Here is an 18,941-nt window from a genome sequence, read left to right as displayed (position 1 = left end):
ACCCAATAGTCGATAATCAGATCGCGATTTCGACAGTCTCAAAATTTTTTTATTTATTGTTGTAGCGAGGCCAAACGCTGTTGCAGAAAGTGCCGCTCTGGTTCCTGTTTTACCAGGTCCAACGCCTGTTGATAGCAACGGATGGCGTCCTGCGATTGACCGAGACGTCGGAACAAGTCGGCCCGGGCGGCGTGCAGAAGATGGTAGCGCTGTAAGTCTTTGTGATCCCTCAGCTTGTCAATGGCTTGCAATCCGGCCTCCGGGCCGTCACGCATGGCCAGGGCAACGGCGCGGTTGAGCTCCACGATTGGGGAAGGGTTGATGCCCAGCAGAACATCGTAGAGTCCGGTGATTTCTGCCCAGTCGGTAGCCTCAGCCGTTGGCGCTTCGGCATGGACAGCGGCAATGGCCGCTTGCAGGGTATATACACCGGGTGGGCCAGACTGCAGGGCCTGTACTACCAGATCACAACCTTCGCGTATCTGGGCGTGGTTCCACAGCATGCGATCCTGCTCTTCCAGAGGAATTAAATCACCATTGGCGCTTGTGCGTCCTCCGCGTCTGGCATCGTGCAATAGCATTAGAGCCAGCAGGCCGATGACTTCGGCGTCAGGCAATAAAATTTGCAGTAGCCGGCCCAGCCGAATGGCTTCCGCCGACAAATCATGCTGGGTGATCTGCGCACCACTGGATGCCGAGTAGCCTTCATTGAAAACCAGGTAAATAACCGGCAGTACGGCTTCCAGACGCTCCGGTAAAGCTTCCGGTTCCGGCACTTGGTAGGGAATACCCGCATTGCGGATTTTATTTTTCGCACGTACGATGCGCTGGGCCAGCGTCGGCACCGGCACCAGAAACGCTGCGGCGATGGCCTCGGTGGTCAGGCTGCAGACTTCCCTCAAGGTTAGCGCGACGCGGGCTTCCATCGCCAGGCTGGGGTGACAGCAGGTAAAAATCAGCCGCAGACGATCATCTTCGATGGTGTCGTCGTCTTCCAGTGGCTGGGTTTGTGTTGCGTTTTCCAGGGTTTGGGCCAGTTCTTCCAGGTAGCTGTCCTGGCGCACGTGTTTGCGCAATCGGTCGATGGCCTTGAAGCGGCCAGTGGACACCAGCCATGCCCGTGGGTTGTCGGGAATGCCATCGCGTGGCCATTGCGATAGCGCTGCCATAAAAGCATCTTGCAGGGCATCTTCGGCGAGATCAAAATTGCCCTGCAGCAGACGAATCAGCGTGGCCAGCACTCGACCGGATTCGTTGCGATAGATCGCTGCAATACGTTGTTCAATGGAAAGTGGGGGAGGCATGATGCAGTGTATAATTCGTGGCAACCATGGTCTAGATAGGGTCGCACTGTATTCCCAGTGCCCTAATCTAACGTATCGTCACAGCGATTTGTTCTCAATAAAACAGTTAGCCTTGCCCGAGAAATAGGGTCGTAACTCGCACGACCAGCATCAATGGGTAGGGTCATTCTGATGCTAATGCAGGCTGATTTGTCGAAGCGACCCAGGCGTCGATCAATGATGGCTCAGCGGTGGGTCCCCGCTGCCGGGTGTTCATGGCTACGTGCCAACTGAATGAATGCATTGAGGTATTCGATATCGCCGTCGCTTTCACGGGACCCCAGATAAATCTGCTTGGCAATGCCCTTGCGACCCAAACGAACGGCTTTCAGAGGCAGTCTGGTGCTGTACTCTTCCGCCAGCCAGCGTGGTAGGGCGGCTACGCCGCGGCCACTGGCCACCATTTGCAGCATGATATCAGTGGTCTCGATGGTTTTGTGGCGTTTAGGCACCACGCCGGCGGGGTTGAGAAATTGCATATAGATATCCAGTCGATCCGGTGGTACAGGGTAGGTCAGCAGAACCTGGTTGCGCAGGTCTTCCGCATTGAGATAGCTTCGTGCCGCCAGAGGGTGGTGGTCGGGGACCACCAGTACCTGCTCGTAGTCGAATACAGGATCGAATCGTAGTCCGGTTTTATAGAAAGGGTCCGGCGTGACCAGTAAGTCGATTTCATAGCCGAGCAGGGCACCTACGCCGCCGAACTGGAACTTTTGCTTCACGTCCACATCCACATCCGGCCAGTGCTCCAGAAAGGGGGACACCACCTTCAGTAGCCACTGATAGCAAGGGTGGCATTCCATACCGATACGCAGTGTACCGCGCTCGCCCTGGACCATTTGTTTGAGCTTGCTTTCGGCATGTTCGAGTTGTGGCAGCACACGGTTGGCGATGCTTAGCAAATACTCCCCCGTCTGTGTCAGGCGCAGGCTGCGACCCTCTCGCAGCCAGATGGCGGTGCCGAGATTGTGCTCTAACTTCCGTATGGTGTGGCTCAGCGCCGACTGCGTGAGGTGAAGGCGTCGCGCAGCAGCCGTCAGAGAACCGTGCTGATCAACTGCCTGAATCACCGCTAAATGAATACGTTCTAGCATATCTTCACATGAATAATGTTAATGGATTATTGAAAATATACCATTTTTATTCATTTGTTAAGTCGCCTATGCTCCCCACCATTATTCATCAACGGATTACACAGGTAGCACGATGGCTTTGATTCACAATCTTGGATTCCCCCGTATTGGCGCAAGGCGCGAACTGAAATTTGCCCTGGAGACGTTCTGGAAAGGCCAGGCTTCCGACGCAGAATTACTGGGCACGGCAAAACAACTTCGCACTCACAACTGGCAGGCTCAGCAGGCACTGGACTGGGTGCCGGTAGGCGATTTCTCCCTCTATGATCAGGTGCTGGATATGAGCTTTACCCTCGGCAATCTGCCCGACCGGGTAGAGGGCCTGGAGGGTAGCGAACTGGACAATTATTTCCGCGTGGCCCGTGGCCGCTCTGCCAATGATACGGACTGCAACTGTATCCACGCCGGCGAGATGACCAAATGGTTTGACACTAACTACCACTACATTGTCCCAGAAGTTACTGCGAATACCACGTTCTCACTGAATGCCGAACGCATCCTGAGTCAGCTGGCTGAAGCGCAGGCCGCAGGGGTTAAAGCCAAGCCGGTGATTATTGGCCCGGTGACCTATTTGTGGCTGAGCAAGGAAAAAGATACTTCCAACCGCTTGGACCTACTGTCTAAATTGTTGCCGGTGTACGGACAGTTGCTGGACAAACTGGCTGACGCCGGCGCTGAATGGGTGCAGATAGATGAACCCGCCCTGGTGACTGAATTGGACGAGGATTGGCAACGTGCGTTTGAAACTGCCTATCATGTTCTGAGGTCCAGCCGTGTCAAACTGCTGCTGGCCACCTATTTCGGCACGTTGAAAGAGAATCTCCGACTCGCCTGTAACCTCCCTGTGGACGGGCTGCATGTGGATGCCGTGCGTGGTCGTGATGAATTGAGAGTCGTACTGGACTGGTTGCCGGAGTACAAGGTGTTGTCGGTGGGTGCGATCAATGGCCGCAACATCTGGAAGACCGACCTGAATGCCACCCTCGACTGGCTGGAACCGGTCGCCCAAAAACTTGGTGAGCGTCTGTGGATCGCGCCGTCCTGCTCGCTGTTGCATGTGCCGGTGGATCTGGACAGTGAACAGAAGCTCGATACCGATATCCGCAGCTGGTTGGCCTTTGCCAAACAGAAGCTGGCGGAGCTCTCGGTGCTGGGCAAGGCGATCAACCAAGGTCGTGCAGCAGTTGGTGATGAACTGGCCGCCAACAAGGTGGCTGTCGACAGCCGTAAAAATTCTGAGCGGGTACACAATCCACAAGTCAAAGCGACTGTAAAAAATATAACCGCCGAGTTGGGCCAACGTCAGAGCCCCTATGTTGAGCGCATTGCCAAACAGCGCGCGCACCTGAAGTTGCCCCTGTATCCGACGACGACCATTGGCTCCTTCCCACAGACGCCGGATATCCGCAAAGCGCGCTTGGCCCTGAAGAAACAGGAAATGTCTGCGGAACAATACACCGCAACCATGAGGGCCGAGATTGAACACGCCGTGAGTGAACAGGAAAAGCTGGGGCTGGACGTGCTGGTACATGGCGAGGCCGAGCGCAATGACATGGTGGAATACTTTGGCGAGCAGTTGGAAGGTTATGCATTCAGTCAGTTCGGCTGGGTGCAGTCCTACGGCTCGCGCTGTGTCAAGCCGCCGATTCTGTTCGGCGATATCAGTCGACCCAAAGCGATGACCGTTGAATGGATCCAATACGCCCAGTCGCTCACCGACAAACCGATGAAAGGCATGCTGACCGGACCGGTCACGATTCTCAACTGGTCCTTCGTGCGTGACGACCAGCCGCGCAGTGAGTCCTGCCTGCAACTGGCTCTGGCGGTTCGCCAGGAAGTGTTGGATCTGGAGGCCGCCGGTGTCAACATTATCCAGATTGACGAAGCCGCGTTGCGTGAAGGCCTGCCACTGCGTAAATCAGCGTGGCAGAGCTATCTCGACTGGGCAGTGGAGTCCTTCCGAATTGCGGCCAATGGTGTCGCTGATGAAACCCAGATTCACACCCATATGTGCTATTCCGAGTTTAACGACATCATCGAAGCCATCGCCCACATGGACGCCGACGTGATTACGATTGAAACCTCGCGCTCGGATATGGAGCTACTGAACGTGTTCGAGGAGTTTGAGTACCCGAACGAAATTGGCCCCGGTGTATACGATATCCACTCACCCAATATCCCCTCGGTCGAACAGGCGGTGAAGTTAATGACGAAGGCAGCGGAACGTATTCCGGCCGAACGGCTGTGGGTCAATCCCGATTGCGGACTCAAAACCCGCCAGTGGGAGGAAGTTATCCCGGCGTTGCAAAACATGGTGTCGGCGGCCAAGACGCTTCGCAAAAATGCCGGTTAACCGATTTCAATGACCTCATAATCCCGGCCCAGGGCCGGGATACTACTTGGAGGCGCTATCAATGTTTGATCGAGAACAATTTTTTCTGGATCCTATAGCCCCGAAAGTCTTTGCCGCCTTAAAGTCCATTTTGAGCATGCTGTTAGAGATGCGTCGATTTGTAACTAAATGAAAATAAAGTAAATTAAATGCTTATTATTTACCATCGAGTGGGAGGGGGCGACGCGGTACTGGCAGGCAACTTCTGGCAGCAACAGAGGGGGAAAGTTTTCAAAGCCCAGCATTTTCGCTGGGCTTTTTTGTTACAGGTATTGCTAAGCAATATTTACTTTCCACTGACATTAGTGCCAGAGGTTTCAAAAAGTATCCCTGACACAATTGACTGTATTATTACAGTCTGTTAGGCTGCATTTAAGCACTGTAAAAATACAGTATAAGTGCTGCTTAGGAGGTAATCATGATCGCTCAAGCCGAGCAACTGCTGCAACGGGGCTCCAGTGTCACCAGTTCCTTGCTGCCGGCGATTTTCAATATCTTCAGCCAATGGCGTCTGACCGGCGCCCAGCAGATGACACTGCTGGGGCTCAGCAACGAGAAGACCCTCTATAACTGGAAGAGCCAACCCGAGAAGGCCAAGCTGACGCGAGACCTGTTGGAACGGACCAGCTACATTTTGGGGATCTACAAATCCCTGCAAATCCTGTTGCCCGACCAGGCGTTGGCCGACCAGTGGCTGGGCACTCCTAACGACAATCCGCTGTTCAATGGCACCGCACCGCTGGACCGGTTACTGGCGGGCCATGTGGTCGATCTGGCGGTGGTGAGGAATTTCCTTGATGCGGCGCGGGGTGGCTGGTGATCGCAATCGATACGCTACCCAGTAGCGAGGTCAATGAACCGGTCTATCGGGTCATACTGGCGCGCTACCCGCAGATCCACCTGTTCGAGCGTGTCTCCAATCCACAGGATTGGGATGTGCTCTACGCCGTCGAGTCCCTGACTAACCCCCGGCTGCGCGATGAAGTCGGCGATATTCGTCTGGTGCCGTCGGAAGACCGCGTCTATGGCGATGGTGCCTCCTGGATCATGGCTACCTTCACTCATCTGCCGGTGGACAGACGGGGCGGTCGCTTCAACCGGGACTTCGGTATCTATTACTGCGCTGCCGATGAGGCAGTCGCCATCGCTGAATCGTCCTTCCATCGGGCGCGCTTTCTGCGGGAATCCCGAATCCACAAGACCACCCAGGAAATGCGCGTGATTCGTGCGCAGTTGGGACCGACAACTCTTCACGATGTGCGGCACCTGGCCGGACACGCTATTTACCATCCTGATGACTACGCTGAAGCCCAGCAGCTCGGTTACGCGTTACGCGATGCCAAAAGCTTTGGTGTTCACTACCAAAGCGTGAGAACGAAAGGGGAGTGCTACGGCGTGATGCGTGCCCGAGTGTTGTCCGATGCGATCCACTGGCGCTATCTGCGCTACCACTATGACCAGGGGACGATCGTCAACGTTGAATCCCTCGATGGCAATAGTGGCGGCCGTGGCAGGAGGTGATGGCAATGTATAAAGAGCTGCTGTGGATCTTCACCCAACTCCCGGACGATTACATCGTCCTCGATACCGAAACCACCGGACTCCCTGACGAAAACGGCCCGCCGGATATCGTGACACTTGGCATCACCGTGGTGAGAAATCGAGAGGTAGCGGAATCCATCGAGTTTAAAACACGGCCACAAAAAAACATTTCAGAAGAAGCACAGTCGATACACGGTATTACCAACGAACAGGCTGCAGAATTTGATTCCTTTGATTCCCAATGGAACCAGATCGCGGAATACCTAATAGAACAACTGATAGTCATCCACAATGCCAGTTTTGACTGGCCAATCCTGCTGGATCACGTTGCCCGATACGGTTTGCCAATGCCGCCAATTCAAGGTGTATTTTGCAGCCAGAAAGCCGCTATTGCTTGGGCGCAGGCGATGAATCTCCCGTGCAGCCAGAGGGGACCGTCGTTAGATACGTTGACGGAAGCGCTGGGTGTTGAGGATCTCAGAGCCAAAACTAACGGAATACATGGGGCGGGGATAGATAGTCAGCAGGCAGCTCAAGTGGTAGAGAGAGTGCGGCGATCTGGAGATGCAGATTAGAGTGGGACGATTAATCCTATCGCAGGCAATTTACTTAGGTACTTCGGATTAAGGGCTGAATATGGAAGTCAAACTGTGGGAAGGCGGCTTGCAGTCGCAGGAAATTAAGGCGATTGAATCTATTCAGGAAGCGTTTTCCGCCAAGCCAATTTCGAGCCGATCGAAGTCGGCGAGCAGTGGCTCACTAAAAGATCAATTACGAAGTTTAGGGGGCAATCCAATCTTACCCTGGAAGGGGTATGCGGGCTTTCGGTTTGTTGACGCAAAAGGAAATGAAGGTGAGTTCGATCTCGTTATCGTCACCCACTGTAATGTACTGATTATTGAGCTCAAAGACTGGAATAACGGCGAGGTCGTATCCTGTGGTGACCGTTGGTACAAAAATGATGTAGACATGGGCCGCTCTCCCGTCAGCGTCACTCAGAATAAGGTCTATTTGCTGAAGAATAAGCTCGACCGCATTCGGAATAAGTTCAGTAACGACGGGCGTACGCCTTTCATTCATCATTTGGTTCTGATGACTGGAAATGCACGATTTGAAAAAATCAGGGATCAAGAGAAAAGCCACACATTAAGTCTTGCAGAATTCTTGGAGTTTTCTGACGAAGATATATTTAACAAGAAGTTCAGACCTCATCCGAAAGCTAAAGTACTGAACCAGGACTTCGATGTTTTCGACAAGCTATTCCTAGGAAACAATACAGCACCAAAACATATTCGAATTGATGGTTACAAAGCTACTGCCCTCATATTTGAACATCCACGCAAAGTCTATAAGGAATTTCAGGCCGTATCTGAGATATCCAGAGGTGATGAAGCGCTATTACGGCTGTGGAATTTTGACAAACTAGATGGAGTTAAAGCAAAGACAACAGATGGTCGGTTCGCGATTGTATCCCGCGAGCGTGAGGTGCTGCAGTTCATTAAGCATCAGGATCATGATCTGTATAAGCACTGCCTTCGCTCATTAACCAGCGTTCAGAAAGATGAAGTTACTACCGAATACTCGGAGGTCTACGAGCTTCCGCCTAACCATGCAAGATTCAATGAATTCATTGGCAAATACGGGCCGTCATTTTCTGATAGCGATCGTTCAAATCTGATGAAGCTGCTTGTCGCCAAATTTGCTGACTTGCATCAAATTAACGTTGCGCACCGAGACCTAGGTGATCACAGTATTTGGATATCACCAAGTAAAGAGGTGGCTCTTTCCAACTTTATATCTGCCTATCATAAACCGGTAGGGACTGTTGGCGATTATCGGCAGTTACTTTCCGTTAACGATGTGTGTGTTGCTGCTGGCCAGGAAGCTGTCGAGACGCCATACGAGGCCGATGTTTACGCGCTGGGGCTGATTTCTTGGCACATCCTTACGGCTCAGCGTATCTCGCCAAAAAGTGTAGATAGTATAGAAAGAGATTTGGAACAAAGTGAGATTTTCTATGCTCCTGTTATTCTCAGAGCGCTACAGCGTGGGTTTTTCTCAAATGCCACCGAATTTTTTGATGCGCTCAAGGAGGCGGAACCCGTCGATGAGAGCCAGGCAGTTTTCGATCAGTCTGAACTGGAACCGTACAGGAAATCGATAAACCATTCGCGGCAATTCAGAGAGGATGATGAGTTTCTGGTAGAGACAGAAGAGAGGGAGATATACCTGTCTAATGGTCAGATTGTAAAAGCGTGGCTGAACATTGGTTCTATCGACAATAGCGACCCTGCGGGCTACAAACTTCTCCATTTTTTGAGGCGGATAGAAAAACTTAAAACGGTATCTCCGCCCTATATTCCTTGCATAAGGGAGTTTGGTATTGCGACGAAATCCTCCAGTCTTTATTTGGTTATGGATAAAGCGGAGGGATTCCATTGGAATGATTTGGATATCAATGAAGAAGATAAGTTGGTTGTTATAAAAAAGCTCATTGAGTCTGTAGAACATTTGCATACTATGCATATCCCGCACGGAGATCTCCACCCGGGGAATGTAATCGTCGGCCAGGAGGGCGGCGAATATTTCCTCTCATTGATCGATATCCCTGATTACTGCGAAGATTCAGCGGAGATGTTCAATCATCGATATAGCCCCGACAACATAGATACCTGCACTGCGTTTGAGCGAGACAACTTCGCTGTTATGCGAATGGCTTGTGAGCTACTAGGCTTGAGATGGGGAGAAGAGTCTTCCGAATATGAAGAAATTGCTAATGCTGTTGATCAGGAGCTAACAGATTCTCTTTATGGGTTTAAGGATCTTTCCCGCTTTAAATCGGTCATTGATGCACCGGAAAGTGACTTGGTTGAACCCGTCAAGGTCATGCTGAGAGGTGATTTTGAACCGGTCACTATCTACCCGGATAACGGCCATCTCTATCTCCAGATTGAGTCGAGCAAAAAAGAACGGTTAGATGCTCGTGTTCGGATTTTTGGCATTGGAGGTAGCGTAGACTTAATCTTTAGTACAAAAGATAGGGCCTTTGTTGTCGGATTTAAGCCACGAGTTAGATCTTCTATACGACGCTCCGATGCTGATAACAGTCATCTGGAACTGGACTTTCCGATTAGTATTGCTCCTGGAAGAGTGCATGACCTCTCTGAACTGTCGAAAAGACTTGAATCTAACGAGAGCTTTATTCTTGCGGTGGATCTTGCGCTCAAGGAAGATGTATCCGAAGTTGTTGCTGCTGACGATTTAACTCTTGAGATGAAGAACGCCTTTGAAAGATTACAGCAAGAAAAAAGTGAGCAGAGCGAACCGCAGTTAAAGATATCTACTGCGAATCTCTGGAAGGCAATTCTTGAAACGGAAACTGAGTCGTATCCCTACATAGAAGTTTCTGGAAGTGCACGGGAGGTCAAAGATTCAAAAGACCAACTGATCATACCCTATCGCGCAGACATTGATGCTTTGGGACACTTTAGCAAGTCCGATTGCATTGAAGCATTGACTATCGTGGGTGAGAAGGAAACTCCAATAGGGGAAGTTATACTAAAGCAATCTGCACTGAATGAAGTCCGACTGTCCAAGTTACGCTTTAAGGCTCACTCCCTATCTGAAGGCGATCTAGTTTTCTTTCGTACCAAACAGGACCGCGCTTCGTACGAAAAGAGAAAGGCTGCCCTGAAGTGTCTTCTGGACAAGGAGGGGGTAATCAGTGACCTTGTTTCGTACTTCGACCCAGCTTGTACATTACCCGCTATAACCTATGACATTGTTGTGTCCGAAGATGATTTTTCTCGATACGATCGAACCGATGATCAAGGTAATAAAATAAGCCTAAATGATCAGCAACGCGGAGCCTTCCAGAGGCTTATACGGAATGGTCCCGTATCTCTTTTGCAAGGCCCTCCCGGAACCGGTAAAACAGAGTTTATAGCCGCCTTTGTGCACTATTTGATCGAGAAGCAGAGTGTACAGAGGGTGCTGCTGGTGAGTCAGTCTCACGAAGCCGTCAATACGGCTGCCGAGAGGATACGAAACCACTGTGCAAGGTTAGAGACCAAACTTGAAGTCGTCCGCTTCAGTAACCGAGAAGGCGCAGTTTCTACCGGGCTAAAGGACGTATATTCAAACTCAATTATTGCGGAAAAGAGAGAGCTGTTCCGAGCCGAGGCAAGGCATAGAGTAGCTGCACTTGGCAGGGCATTGGGCCTGCAGCCTCGTTACTTATCTGATCTGGTCAGTGCCGAGCTAAAGCTCTTTAGGCAAATAGATCACTTTAACTCATCAATGAAATCTCTCATTGACCACGAGATGGAAAATGAGGACGAGAAGCAACTGAAGAAATCGTTGCTTGAATTGGATGAATCGATTCGCGGGTCATTGCAGGATGAGTTTGGAATTGATCTTGGAAAGGATGAAAACCACGAATCGGCCAAGCAACGAGTGATTGAAAAGTTAAACCGCGATTACGCAGTAAGACCAGACGAGTCATTGCGAGCTAAGGCGCTCGCGAAAGTTTCCAGAGATATGCTGGATGTACTGGAAACTGACGAGGTTAACTATGATGAGTTTCTTGCAAGATCCCGTCAGTTGGTAACCGGTACCTGTGTAGGTATTGGGCAGCGCCACATCGGTATTCGAGAGAATCAATATGATTGGGTCATAATCGATGAGGCCGCTCGTTCGATAGCAAGTGAGCTGGCTATCGCTATGCAAGCTGGTAAGCGAATCCTATTGGTCGGGGACCATCAGCAACTGCCGCCGCTATATACGGCTCCGCATAAAAAAGCTCTTGCCCGAAGGCTTGGAATTTCTTCAGTTGAAAGTGATTTAGACATCATGCTTCAAAGCGACTTCGCTCGCGCTTTTGAATCAAGCTTTGGCGATCATGTTGGTGCAACGCTGCTAACACAATATCGAATGGCTCCAGAAATTGGGAATCTCGTATCGAACGCTTTCTACGATGGAAAATTGGAAAACGGAGATCGAGTGATCCCGGAAATATACAGCCATTTGCCAGAGGTTTTGCAATCACCTGTAACATGGATGGATACGTCAGGATTGGGGCATCGGGCGTACCATCAAGCCGATAAAGGTGTAAGTATTTATAACCGGTGTGAGGCGGACCTTATCATTAACTTACTAAAGCAAGTGGCAGAAGATCGCAATTTTGTCTATGAGCTCAAATCGTTGGTCAAAGAAGAGGAGCCAGCCATTGGAGTGATATGCATGTATGGCGAGCAAAAGAGACTGCTTAGGCAGAAATTTAATGAAGTTCAGTGGGATGAGGATTTCAGGTCGCTGGTGAAGATAGATACTGTCGATAGCTATCAAGGCAAGGAAAACAGAATCATTATTCTATCTCTCACTCGTTCTGATCAGCGGCAGAGTCCTGGCTTCCTTAGGGCTCCAAATCGGATAAATGTAGCTCTATCTCGTGCAATGGACCGATTGTTGATTGTTGGCTCGGTACAGATGTGGCGCTCAAACAACAAGCGTTTACCGCTTGGGCGTGTTTCAAGCTTCATGGAAGAGAAAGGTCAGGATGGAGGATATCGATTTGTAACTTCACAAGTGAGCAACGATCAAGGAGTGCGTAGAAAATGAGTGAGGAACTTAACATCGCTTACCATGAAGTGGATTTTCTGCTGCCGGTTCATCGATTCGATATCCGATTTTCGTATGTGACTAAAAAGGGTCTTCCGTTCACCAGAGAGTTCGTACTCAGACTTGTTCATATCTCTCCGATGATACTGACTGATCTCGCCACTTTTTTTGGATTTTCTAAAATTGAGGTTGAGGAGGCGGTCAGCGATCTAGTCGACAAGGGAGATCTACAGTTTTCCGAAAATGGTCAGATTGATCTTACGTCTAAATCTCGGGGATATTTTGTCGGGTTAGGCTCGACGCCCTTAGTTTCATCGCTGCTTGAGAGCGGTGGCCAATTTGCATTCGAATTGGCTGGTTTTAACTGTGTAGGCAGAAAACGCACCGGCGAGAAATGGGTATCGGGTTTGCAGTTAGAAGTGCCAAATGAGACTGTTGCCAACAGCGAGCGGTTAGCGAAGCGTAAGTTTCAGAAGAACTTCCATAAGATTCAGGAGCAGGGTTTTTGGGAGCACAAATCCTTCGACGACGAGCCGGGCAGGCCAAGTATTTATACCATGGAGTCAGTTCGAAAATTGGGACAAGAGCCGCTTAGGCTAACCAGTTTGTTTACTATTGACCCAGAGGGGATACCTGTCGAACGAGATGGCTTTGATACTTTGGATGAGTCATCTGCCATCCAGGAGTTGGTTACTGATGCTATCGCCTCAGCACAAAAACCAATGAACTTTAAACAGGTTGGGGAGGCGATGGCAGCATTCGGCGATCAGAAGACAAGAACACTTTTCAACGATCATTCTGTTGATATTGTGAAACTAATGCTTGGTCAGCAGTCTGGAGAGTTAGATGGGGGGAAATGGACGCCCTTTGTCGGACCGCTCTATTCGAAAGATAACTGGCAATTGGTCAGCGGTTATTTCGAGCGATATTTAGATGATCTAAAAAAGAGCAACGATCATATAGCTGATTTAGTATGGATTGCCCCATCTGACGGATTCTGGGGGCAGAGTCTCAGAATTTCTGCGTGTTTCAGCGAAATTGTAGATCGCGCGGTCACTAAAGGGAAAAGCACAATTCGCCTATATAATCCAAAGCTCTATCTTCCGGTGCAAGATTCGGACGACCGCAGGGCTATTGGTCGCTGGAAGCAGGTGTTTTCAGATCATCTGTCTAACGCTCATGCGCTAGTCGAAGGGTTTATGGATGGGAATGTTGAAGTGTTGCTTCTGTCTGGGCATATGGTCGTAGTTTGCTATCACATATCCAGGCCTGAGAGCCTACCCGTCAGCCTTCCAGTGGGTTACATAACTACTGATCAAAAGATGGTGGAATTAGCGGAAAGGCTGGTCCAGGAGTACGTAGGAGGAATAATCTCTTTTGAAAACCCCAGAGATATTGGTTCTCTCAGTAAACTATAGTCTCCAGAGCAATGAGTTTAAGGAGTTATCCGATGTGCTCCTCTAGCTTTTCGTGATGAAAAAAGCTTCCAGTGTAAGTCACAATGTACGCTGCTGGACGTAGGCTTTCGGTCATGATCAGGCTGTGCAAGAAGGCTTAGAAAAACCACCCCACCCACCGAATAGATTTACTATCGTCCCACGTCCCTAATTCTCGCACTATGCCCCGTAACAACTCATGGGAGCAGCAGAGTCATGAAACTCCATCTCTGGCTGCCTTCTTTTCGCCTATCAGGATGACCCGTGAGCTTACCAGACCATTTGGCAGCACCACTTGGCTTTCACAGCCGGTTTGCACTAATCACTTGATCCAAATCTGCTTGGCATTAACAAATTCTCTAATCCCTTGCGGCCCCAGCTCACGGCCATAACCGGAACCTTTGATCCCGCCACTGGGCAGTCGTGGATCGGTTTTAACAATGCCATTAATGGCCACCTGACCAGAGTCGATTTGTAAAGCCAGTGATTTTGCCAGCGAGGCATTTTCTGTCCAGATCCCGGCACCCAGGCCATATTCAGTGTCATTGGCCATTTCAAGTGCCTGATCAACATCATCCGCCCTGATGATCACCATCACCGGTCCAAAAGTTTCCTCCCGAAAGGCGCACATGTTGGGTGTCACACCAGTCAGTAATGTCACCGGATAGAAGAACCCGGCATCTTCCGGCAAGTGACCGCCCAACAGACATTTTGCACCGGCAGCAACCGTCTCTTCGACCTGACGGTGCAGGTTCAGCTGTAGATCCTCACGGGCAATTGGGCCGATATCCGTGTCGGCCTGCAGGGGATCACCAAGCCGTAACTTGCCAAGTCGCTGTTCGACCAGCTCGATAAAACGATCATGGACATCCGTCTCAACGATTACCCGCTTGGCAGCAATGCAGGACTGGCCGGCATTAATGATCCGCGACAGGCAGATAATATCCGCCGCTTGTTCGAGATCGGCATCGTTTAATACCAGTACTGGATCCGAACCGCCGAGTTCCAATACACAGGGCTTAACTTCACTGCCGGCTATGGCCGCCACTTGTTTGCCCGCGCTGTTGGAGCCGGTAAACGACACTGCCGCTATGCGTGGATCGCGAATCGCCAGTTCCACTTCCGGTGTTTCCAGTGGCAGGTTGACCATAATATTATCCGGTGCACCGGCCTTTAAAAATGCGTTGGCAATCGCCTGGGCAGATCGCGGTACATGCGGATCATGTTTCATCACACAGGTATTGCCAGCCATCAGTGCCGGTGCCAAATAGCGGAACGCCAGCCACAATGGTGCATTCCACGGCAAAATACCCAGCAGGGTACCGAGCGGCTGATAGGTCACATAACTAAGGCTGGCATCGGATGGCAGGGTCTCGTCGGCCAGATAGGTCTCGGCATGGTCGGCGTAATACTCGGCGCAGGTCGCTGCTTTTTCGACTTCCGCAACGCCTTCTTTGATAGGCTTGCCCATTTCCAGTGCCATTAATTCGGCAATGCCATTTTTTTCGGCGCGCAATTGTTTGGCGACGGCTTTCAGCACGTTGGCGCGCTCGGCAAAGCTTGTGGTGCGCCACCCCGTAAAGGCGGCGCTTGCATCACCAATGCGGGCGTACATTTGATTTTTATCAAGTGAGGGGAAAACTTCGAGCTGTTGTCCGTTATAGGGATTAGTTGCTATTAGCATAATGTCCTCAGGAAGGGTGTTTGGCGGTGGCATTTTTAACGTCCGTGGTCGCCTCGTTATGACGCGAGCTATCCAGACTCAGCAGTTTTTTACTATTGCTCGCCGGCTTGACGCTAAAATCCCGATCCATCGTAAAGAAAGACTCGCAGCCATCTTCTGTAATGTAGATGGTGTCAGAAATACCGCAGGTTTTATCGCCATCGACACCCCACATCCAGGGAATGATATGGAAGGTCATGCCGGGTTTGAGTACTGCGGATTCACCTTGCTTAAGACTGACGATATAGCCCTCATCCCAACTGGGTGGAAAAGCGATGCCAATAGAATAACCGGAGCGGGTCACCAGCCGGGCACCAACATCATTTTTGGTAATGATATTGCGGATCATATTATCGGCATCCGACACCGTCATACCCGGCTGAAATTTATTGTGTACGACATCCAGAGCCATCTTCATGATTTCCTGGGCCTTGTACATTGACGGGCTGAGTCTGCCGAGCACAACGGTGCGCATCATCGCTGTGTGATAACGGCGGTAACAGCCAGCGACTTCGAGAAACACATGCTCACCGGGTTGCACAACGCGGCCTTCCCAGGTGGCATGACCAATCATGGTGCGCGGTCCGGATGTCACATAAGGCATCACAGCCGGCGGTTCTCCGCCAGCCTTAAACATGGCAGAACTTATCGCCGCGCCAATTTCATTTTCAGTGACGCCCGCTTCTGTCGCATCGATACCAGCCTGCATGCCCGCTTCGGTAGCTCTTGTGGCATTTTGCATTATGGCAATCTCTACCGGTGACTTGCAGACCCGGCCCTCTTCAACAATGCCAAAACAATCCAGCAATTTGCCATCGGTCAGTGTGTTGTGAATACAATCCTGATGATACGCGGGGAAGAAGTAGCTGTTGCGCTCATAGCCGATACGTTTTTTATCAAGACGAAACTCACGCAGGGCATCGACCAGCATTTGAATCGCATCACCGGTGTCCGGATACGGCCGGGTGATTTCCACCCAGGTGCGGGCCGTGATATTCGACTCCTCCAGCTTTCGGGTGATCATAAACGGCTCATCTTCGAGCGGTACGACCAAGGCCTGAAAGAAGGAATAACCGGTAGTCTGATAATCCGTCAGATACATAATGTTTTCCGGATCGGAAATTACCACCGCATCCATGCGGCGTTCGGCTATCCGCTCACGCAATTCGCGCAATCGTCGCTCATATTCCTCAAAAGGAAAGGTCATATCATCGCGTTTTCTCATGCTGCCTCCTGCATCATGACGCTATCAGTGGCTTTAATGAGGATTTGCAGACCTTCTTCCAAATCGGCTTTGGGCGTGGTCAACGGCGGGATCAACTTGACTACCCGGCCACCGGTGCCGCAACTGGCAATTATCAGACCGGACTCAAAACATTGACTGACAATTTGCTTGGCGCGATCCCCATTACCGACATCGAGGCCCAGAATCATGCCTTTGCCAGTCAGATTCACCAGCGGATGCCGATCCACCAATGGCTGCAGGCTATCTGCCATCATGGCGCCATGGGCTTTAACGGTTTTCATCAGTGCATCGTCGTCAAAATACGTCAGTGCCTGATCGCCGGCGATAAAGGAAATATCCTGGCCACGAAAGGTACCGGTATGTTCGCCCGGCAACCAATGTTGGTCATGTTCGGGTTTGACCAGATTCATGGCCATTGGCGTGCCCAGGCCGCCGATGCCTTTGGCAAGGCAAATAATATCGGGGTCCAGATCCAGATCATCGAAACTAAAAAACGAACCGGTGCGACCGACGCCGACCTGAATATCATCGACGATCAGCAGGGCGCCGATTTCTTTGGCAAGTTTGGCCAAGGCCTGTAACCAGTCTTTATCGGCAACTTTGACGCCACCTTCGGCCTGAATGGTTTCCAGCAGAAAAGCCGCTGGTGGTGCAATACCACTGGAGCTGTCAGCATAAATGGCGCGCAGTTGTTCGATGCTCTGCATGCCACAACCCAGTTCACAGCCGGGACAGACGGTTTCGCAACCAAACGGGAAATGTTGAACATGGCTCAGTGGCACACCGGCCGCATTACGGAAATGCTGGTTAGCGGTGGCACTCAGCGCCCCCAGGGTCATGCCGTGAAAACCATGACTGAAAGCAACAATATCCTGCCGGCCGGTCACCCGACGGGCCATTTTCATGGCGGCTTCAACGGCATTGGTGCCGGTCGGACCCATGAACTGCATTTTGTGCGGCATATTGCGCGGTTCAAGAATGGTCTTGGTGAAATGTTCCATATATTGCCGCTTGGCAGTGGTATGCATATCGAGACTGTGGGTGACTCCATTCGATTGAATGTAGGCAATCACCGCTTCGGTCATTCGCGGATTGTTGTGGCCAAAATTCAGCACCCCGGCACCGGCGAAAAAGTCGATATATTCCCGGCCATTTTCATCAGTTTGCCGGGCATTCAACGCCTTATCAAAGACCACCGGATACACCCGGCAATAAGCCCGAATTGCCGATTCTCTTTGTTCAAATATGCTCATCTAATTCTCCTTACGTATTTACGCCTTGCCGACGTTGGGCAGATCCTCCGGAACAGGTGCGCCACAAAGACGCGCAAACAGGGCCGTGACCAAAGGGATCAACCGGTCGTTAAAATCATAGTATGGGCTGTGGCACGGTGCCTGGTGATCAGGACCATCATCGCTGCCAATCAACGCAAAAGCGCCGGGGATTTCCTGCAGGTAATAACTGAAATCTTCCGAAGCCATAATTGGCAAGCGAATATCGCTATGCAGGGCATCAGCGCCGAATAAAGTCTGCCACTGTTCGCGCATCTGCAAAGCCGGCAGGGCGTGGTTGGTGGTCGCTTCGTAGCGCGGATAAATATTGACCTCGCATTGCACGCCATAACTGATCGCGGTCTGTTGACTGATTTCAGTGATAAGTCGGTTAAGCGTTTCGCGCGTGGCTTTATCGGGAACGCGGATGCTGCCACCAATTTTGGCCTGTTGCGGTATCACGGTCGGCGCGCTGGGCGCTTCAATGGACGTAACACTTAATACTGCGGCCTGTTGCGGTGGTAGGCGCCGGCTGATGATCTGCTGCAGGTTTAAGGTGATGGCACTGGCGGCCAGCACTGGATCCCGGCATAACTCAGGCTGACTGGCATGACCGCCCAAGCCGTTAACAATCAGTTCAAATGTGCCATTGCCAGACATGACAATGTCATCGGGGCAGACCAATTTACCAAATGGGATCGCCGGCCAGTTATGCCAACCATAAATCGTATCAATGCCGTCTAACGCGCCGTCGTAGATCATTTCCCTGGCACCATGACCGCCTTCTTCAGCAGGCTGAAAAATCAAGGTCACCGGACCTGGCAATAAGGCTTCATGCATTTTCAGCCAGTGCGCGGTGGCCATCAGTGTTGCGGTGTGGCCGTCGTGTCCGCAGGCATGCATGCAGCCTGGCTGTTGCGAAGTCCAGTTTGTTTGGTTGTTTTCAGTGAGGGGCAACGCGTCAATATCACCGCGCAGCGCAAGATGCGGGCCTTTGCCGGTCGGGTTCAGCCAGGCCAGGGTGCCGGTGCCAGCACAAGCACGCCAGGCAATATTCAACGTATTGAGCATCTCGCGAATGCGATCAGCGGTACGGTATTCCTGCCAGCCCAACTCAGGATGCGCGTGTAAATCCCGTCGCATCTTTTCTGCGTTGGCGATGGTTTCCTGCCAGCTATCTGACATGGCTCCCCCTATTGTGGCTCGCAAATCACGGTTTAGTGACAATGCAACTTC

The 18,941-nt window shown here is 51.2% G+C and carries 12 protein-coding genes; 6 read left to right on the top strand and 6 right to left on the bottom strand.

Annotated elements, in window-relative coordinates; all coding sequences use genetic code 11:
• Positions 1-53: 53 nt before the first annotated feature.
• Complete coding sequence (locus QZ516_RS05140) at positions 54-1,304, bottom strand: RNA polymerase sigma factor (protein WP_297187135.1); 1,251 nt, start codon at positions 1,302-1,304, stop codon at positions 54-56.
• Between the two features lie 224 nt (positions 1,305-1,528).
• Positions 1,529-2,437 (bottom strand): LysR family transcriptional regulator, encoded by a 909-nt coding sequence (locus QZ516_RS05135; RefSeq protein ID WP_297187133.1) that lies wholly within the window; start codon positions 2,435-2,437, stop codon positions 1,529-1,531.
• Positions 2,438-2,549: 112 nt separating this feature from the next.
• On the opposite strand from QZ516_RS05135, the gene metE reads away from it, so the two are divergent.
• The 6 genes from metE to QZ516_RS05105 all read left to right on the top strand — a co-directional run bounded on the left by metE (position 2,550) and on the right by QZ516_RS05105 (position 13,447).
• Entirely contained in the window at positions 2,550-4,829 is a 2,280-nt protein-coding gene (gene metE / locus QZ516_RS05130; protein ID WP_297187131.1) for a 5-methyltetrahydropteroyltriglutamate--homocysteine S-methyltransferase, read from the top strand.
• Between the two features lie 457 nt (positions 4,830-5,286).
• A complete protein-coding gene (locus QZ516_RS05125) occupies positions 5,287-5,688 on the top strand; it encodes an MbcA/ParS/Xre antitoxin family protein (protein ID WP_297187130.1) in 402 nt (133 codons plus the stop codon).
• Complete coding sequence (locus QZ516_RS05120) at positions 5,685-6,389, top strand: RES family NAD+ phosphorylase (RefSeq protein ID WP_297187127.1); 705 nt, start codon at positions 5,685-5,687, stop codon at positions 6,387-6,389. Before QZ516_RS05125 ends, QZ516_RS05120 begins: the two co-directional genes overlap by 4 nt.
• A gap of 5 nt (positions 6,390-6,394) precedes the next feature.
• Positions 6,395-6,985 carry a 3'-5' exonuclease gene (locus QZ516_RS05115; RefSeq protein WP_297187124.1) on the top strand — a complete coding sequence of 197 codons (591 nt, stop codon included), beginning with the start codon at positions 6,395-6,397 and terminating at the stop codon, positions 6,983-6,985.
• A gap of 61 nt (positions 6,986-7,046) precedes the next feature.
• Complete coding sequence (locus QZ516_RS05110) at positions 7,047-12,029, top strand: AAA domain-containing protein (RefSeq protein WP_297187121.1); 4,983 nt, start codon at positions 7,047-7,049, stop codon at positions 12,027-12,029.
• Entirely contained in the window at positions 12,026-13,447 is a 1,422-nt protein-coding gene (locus QZ516_RS05105) for a hypothetical protein (RefSeq protein WP_297187118.1), read from the top strand. Before QZ516_RS05110 ends, QZ516_RS05105 begins: the two co-directional genes overlap by 4 nt.
• A gap of 340 nt (positions 13,448-13,787) precedes the next feature.
• Here the strand turns inward: QZ516_RS05105 and QZ516_RS05100 are convergent, their stop codons facing one another.
• From QZ516_RS05100 to doeB2, 4 genes are read right to left on the bottom strand one after another with little or no spacing between them, the layout of a single operon-like run.
• Complete coding sequence (locus QZ516_RS05100; RefSeq protein WP_297187115.1) at positions 13,788-15,149, bottom strand: NAD-dependent succinate-semialdehyde dehydrogenase; 1,362 nt, start codon at positions 15,147-15,149, stop codon at positions 13,788-13,790.
• 7 nt (positions 15,150-15,156) lie between these two features.
• Positions 15,157-16,413 carry an ectoine hydrolase gene (doeA, locus tag QZ516_RS05095; RefSeq protein WP_297187112.1) on the bottom strand — a complete coding sequence of 419 codons (1,257 nt, stop codon included), beginning with the start codon at positions 16,411-16,413 and terminating at the stop codon, positions 15,157-15,159.
• Positions 16,410-17,687: an aspartate aminotransferase family protein gene (locus QZ516_RS05090; RefSeq protein WP_297187109.1), complete on the bottom strand. Its 1,278-nt coding sequence runs from the start codon at positions 17,685-17,687 to the stop codon at positions 16,410-16,412. The genes doeA and QZ516_RS05090 overlap by 4 nt, the downstream gene beginning before the upstream one ends.
• A gap of 18 nt (positions 17,688-17,705) precedes the next feature.
• Positions 17,706-18,890, bottom strand: coding sequence for a N(2)-acetyl-L-2,4-diaminobutanoate deacetylase DoeB2 (gene doeB2 / locus QZ516_RS05085; RefSeq protein WP_297187106.1), 1,185 nt, complete (start codon positions 18,888-18,890; stop codon positions 17,706-17,708).
• Positions 18,891-18,941: the final 51 nt, after the last annotated feature.

The organism is uncultured Porticoccus sp. (assembly GCF_913061305.1).
Lineage (GTDB): Bacteria > Pseudomonadota > Gammaproteobacteria > Pseudomonadales > Porticoccaceae > Porticoccus.
Note: the sequence above shows the minus strand (reverse complement) of the source record. Positions and strands in the feature narration are given on the sequence as shown.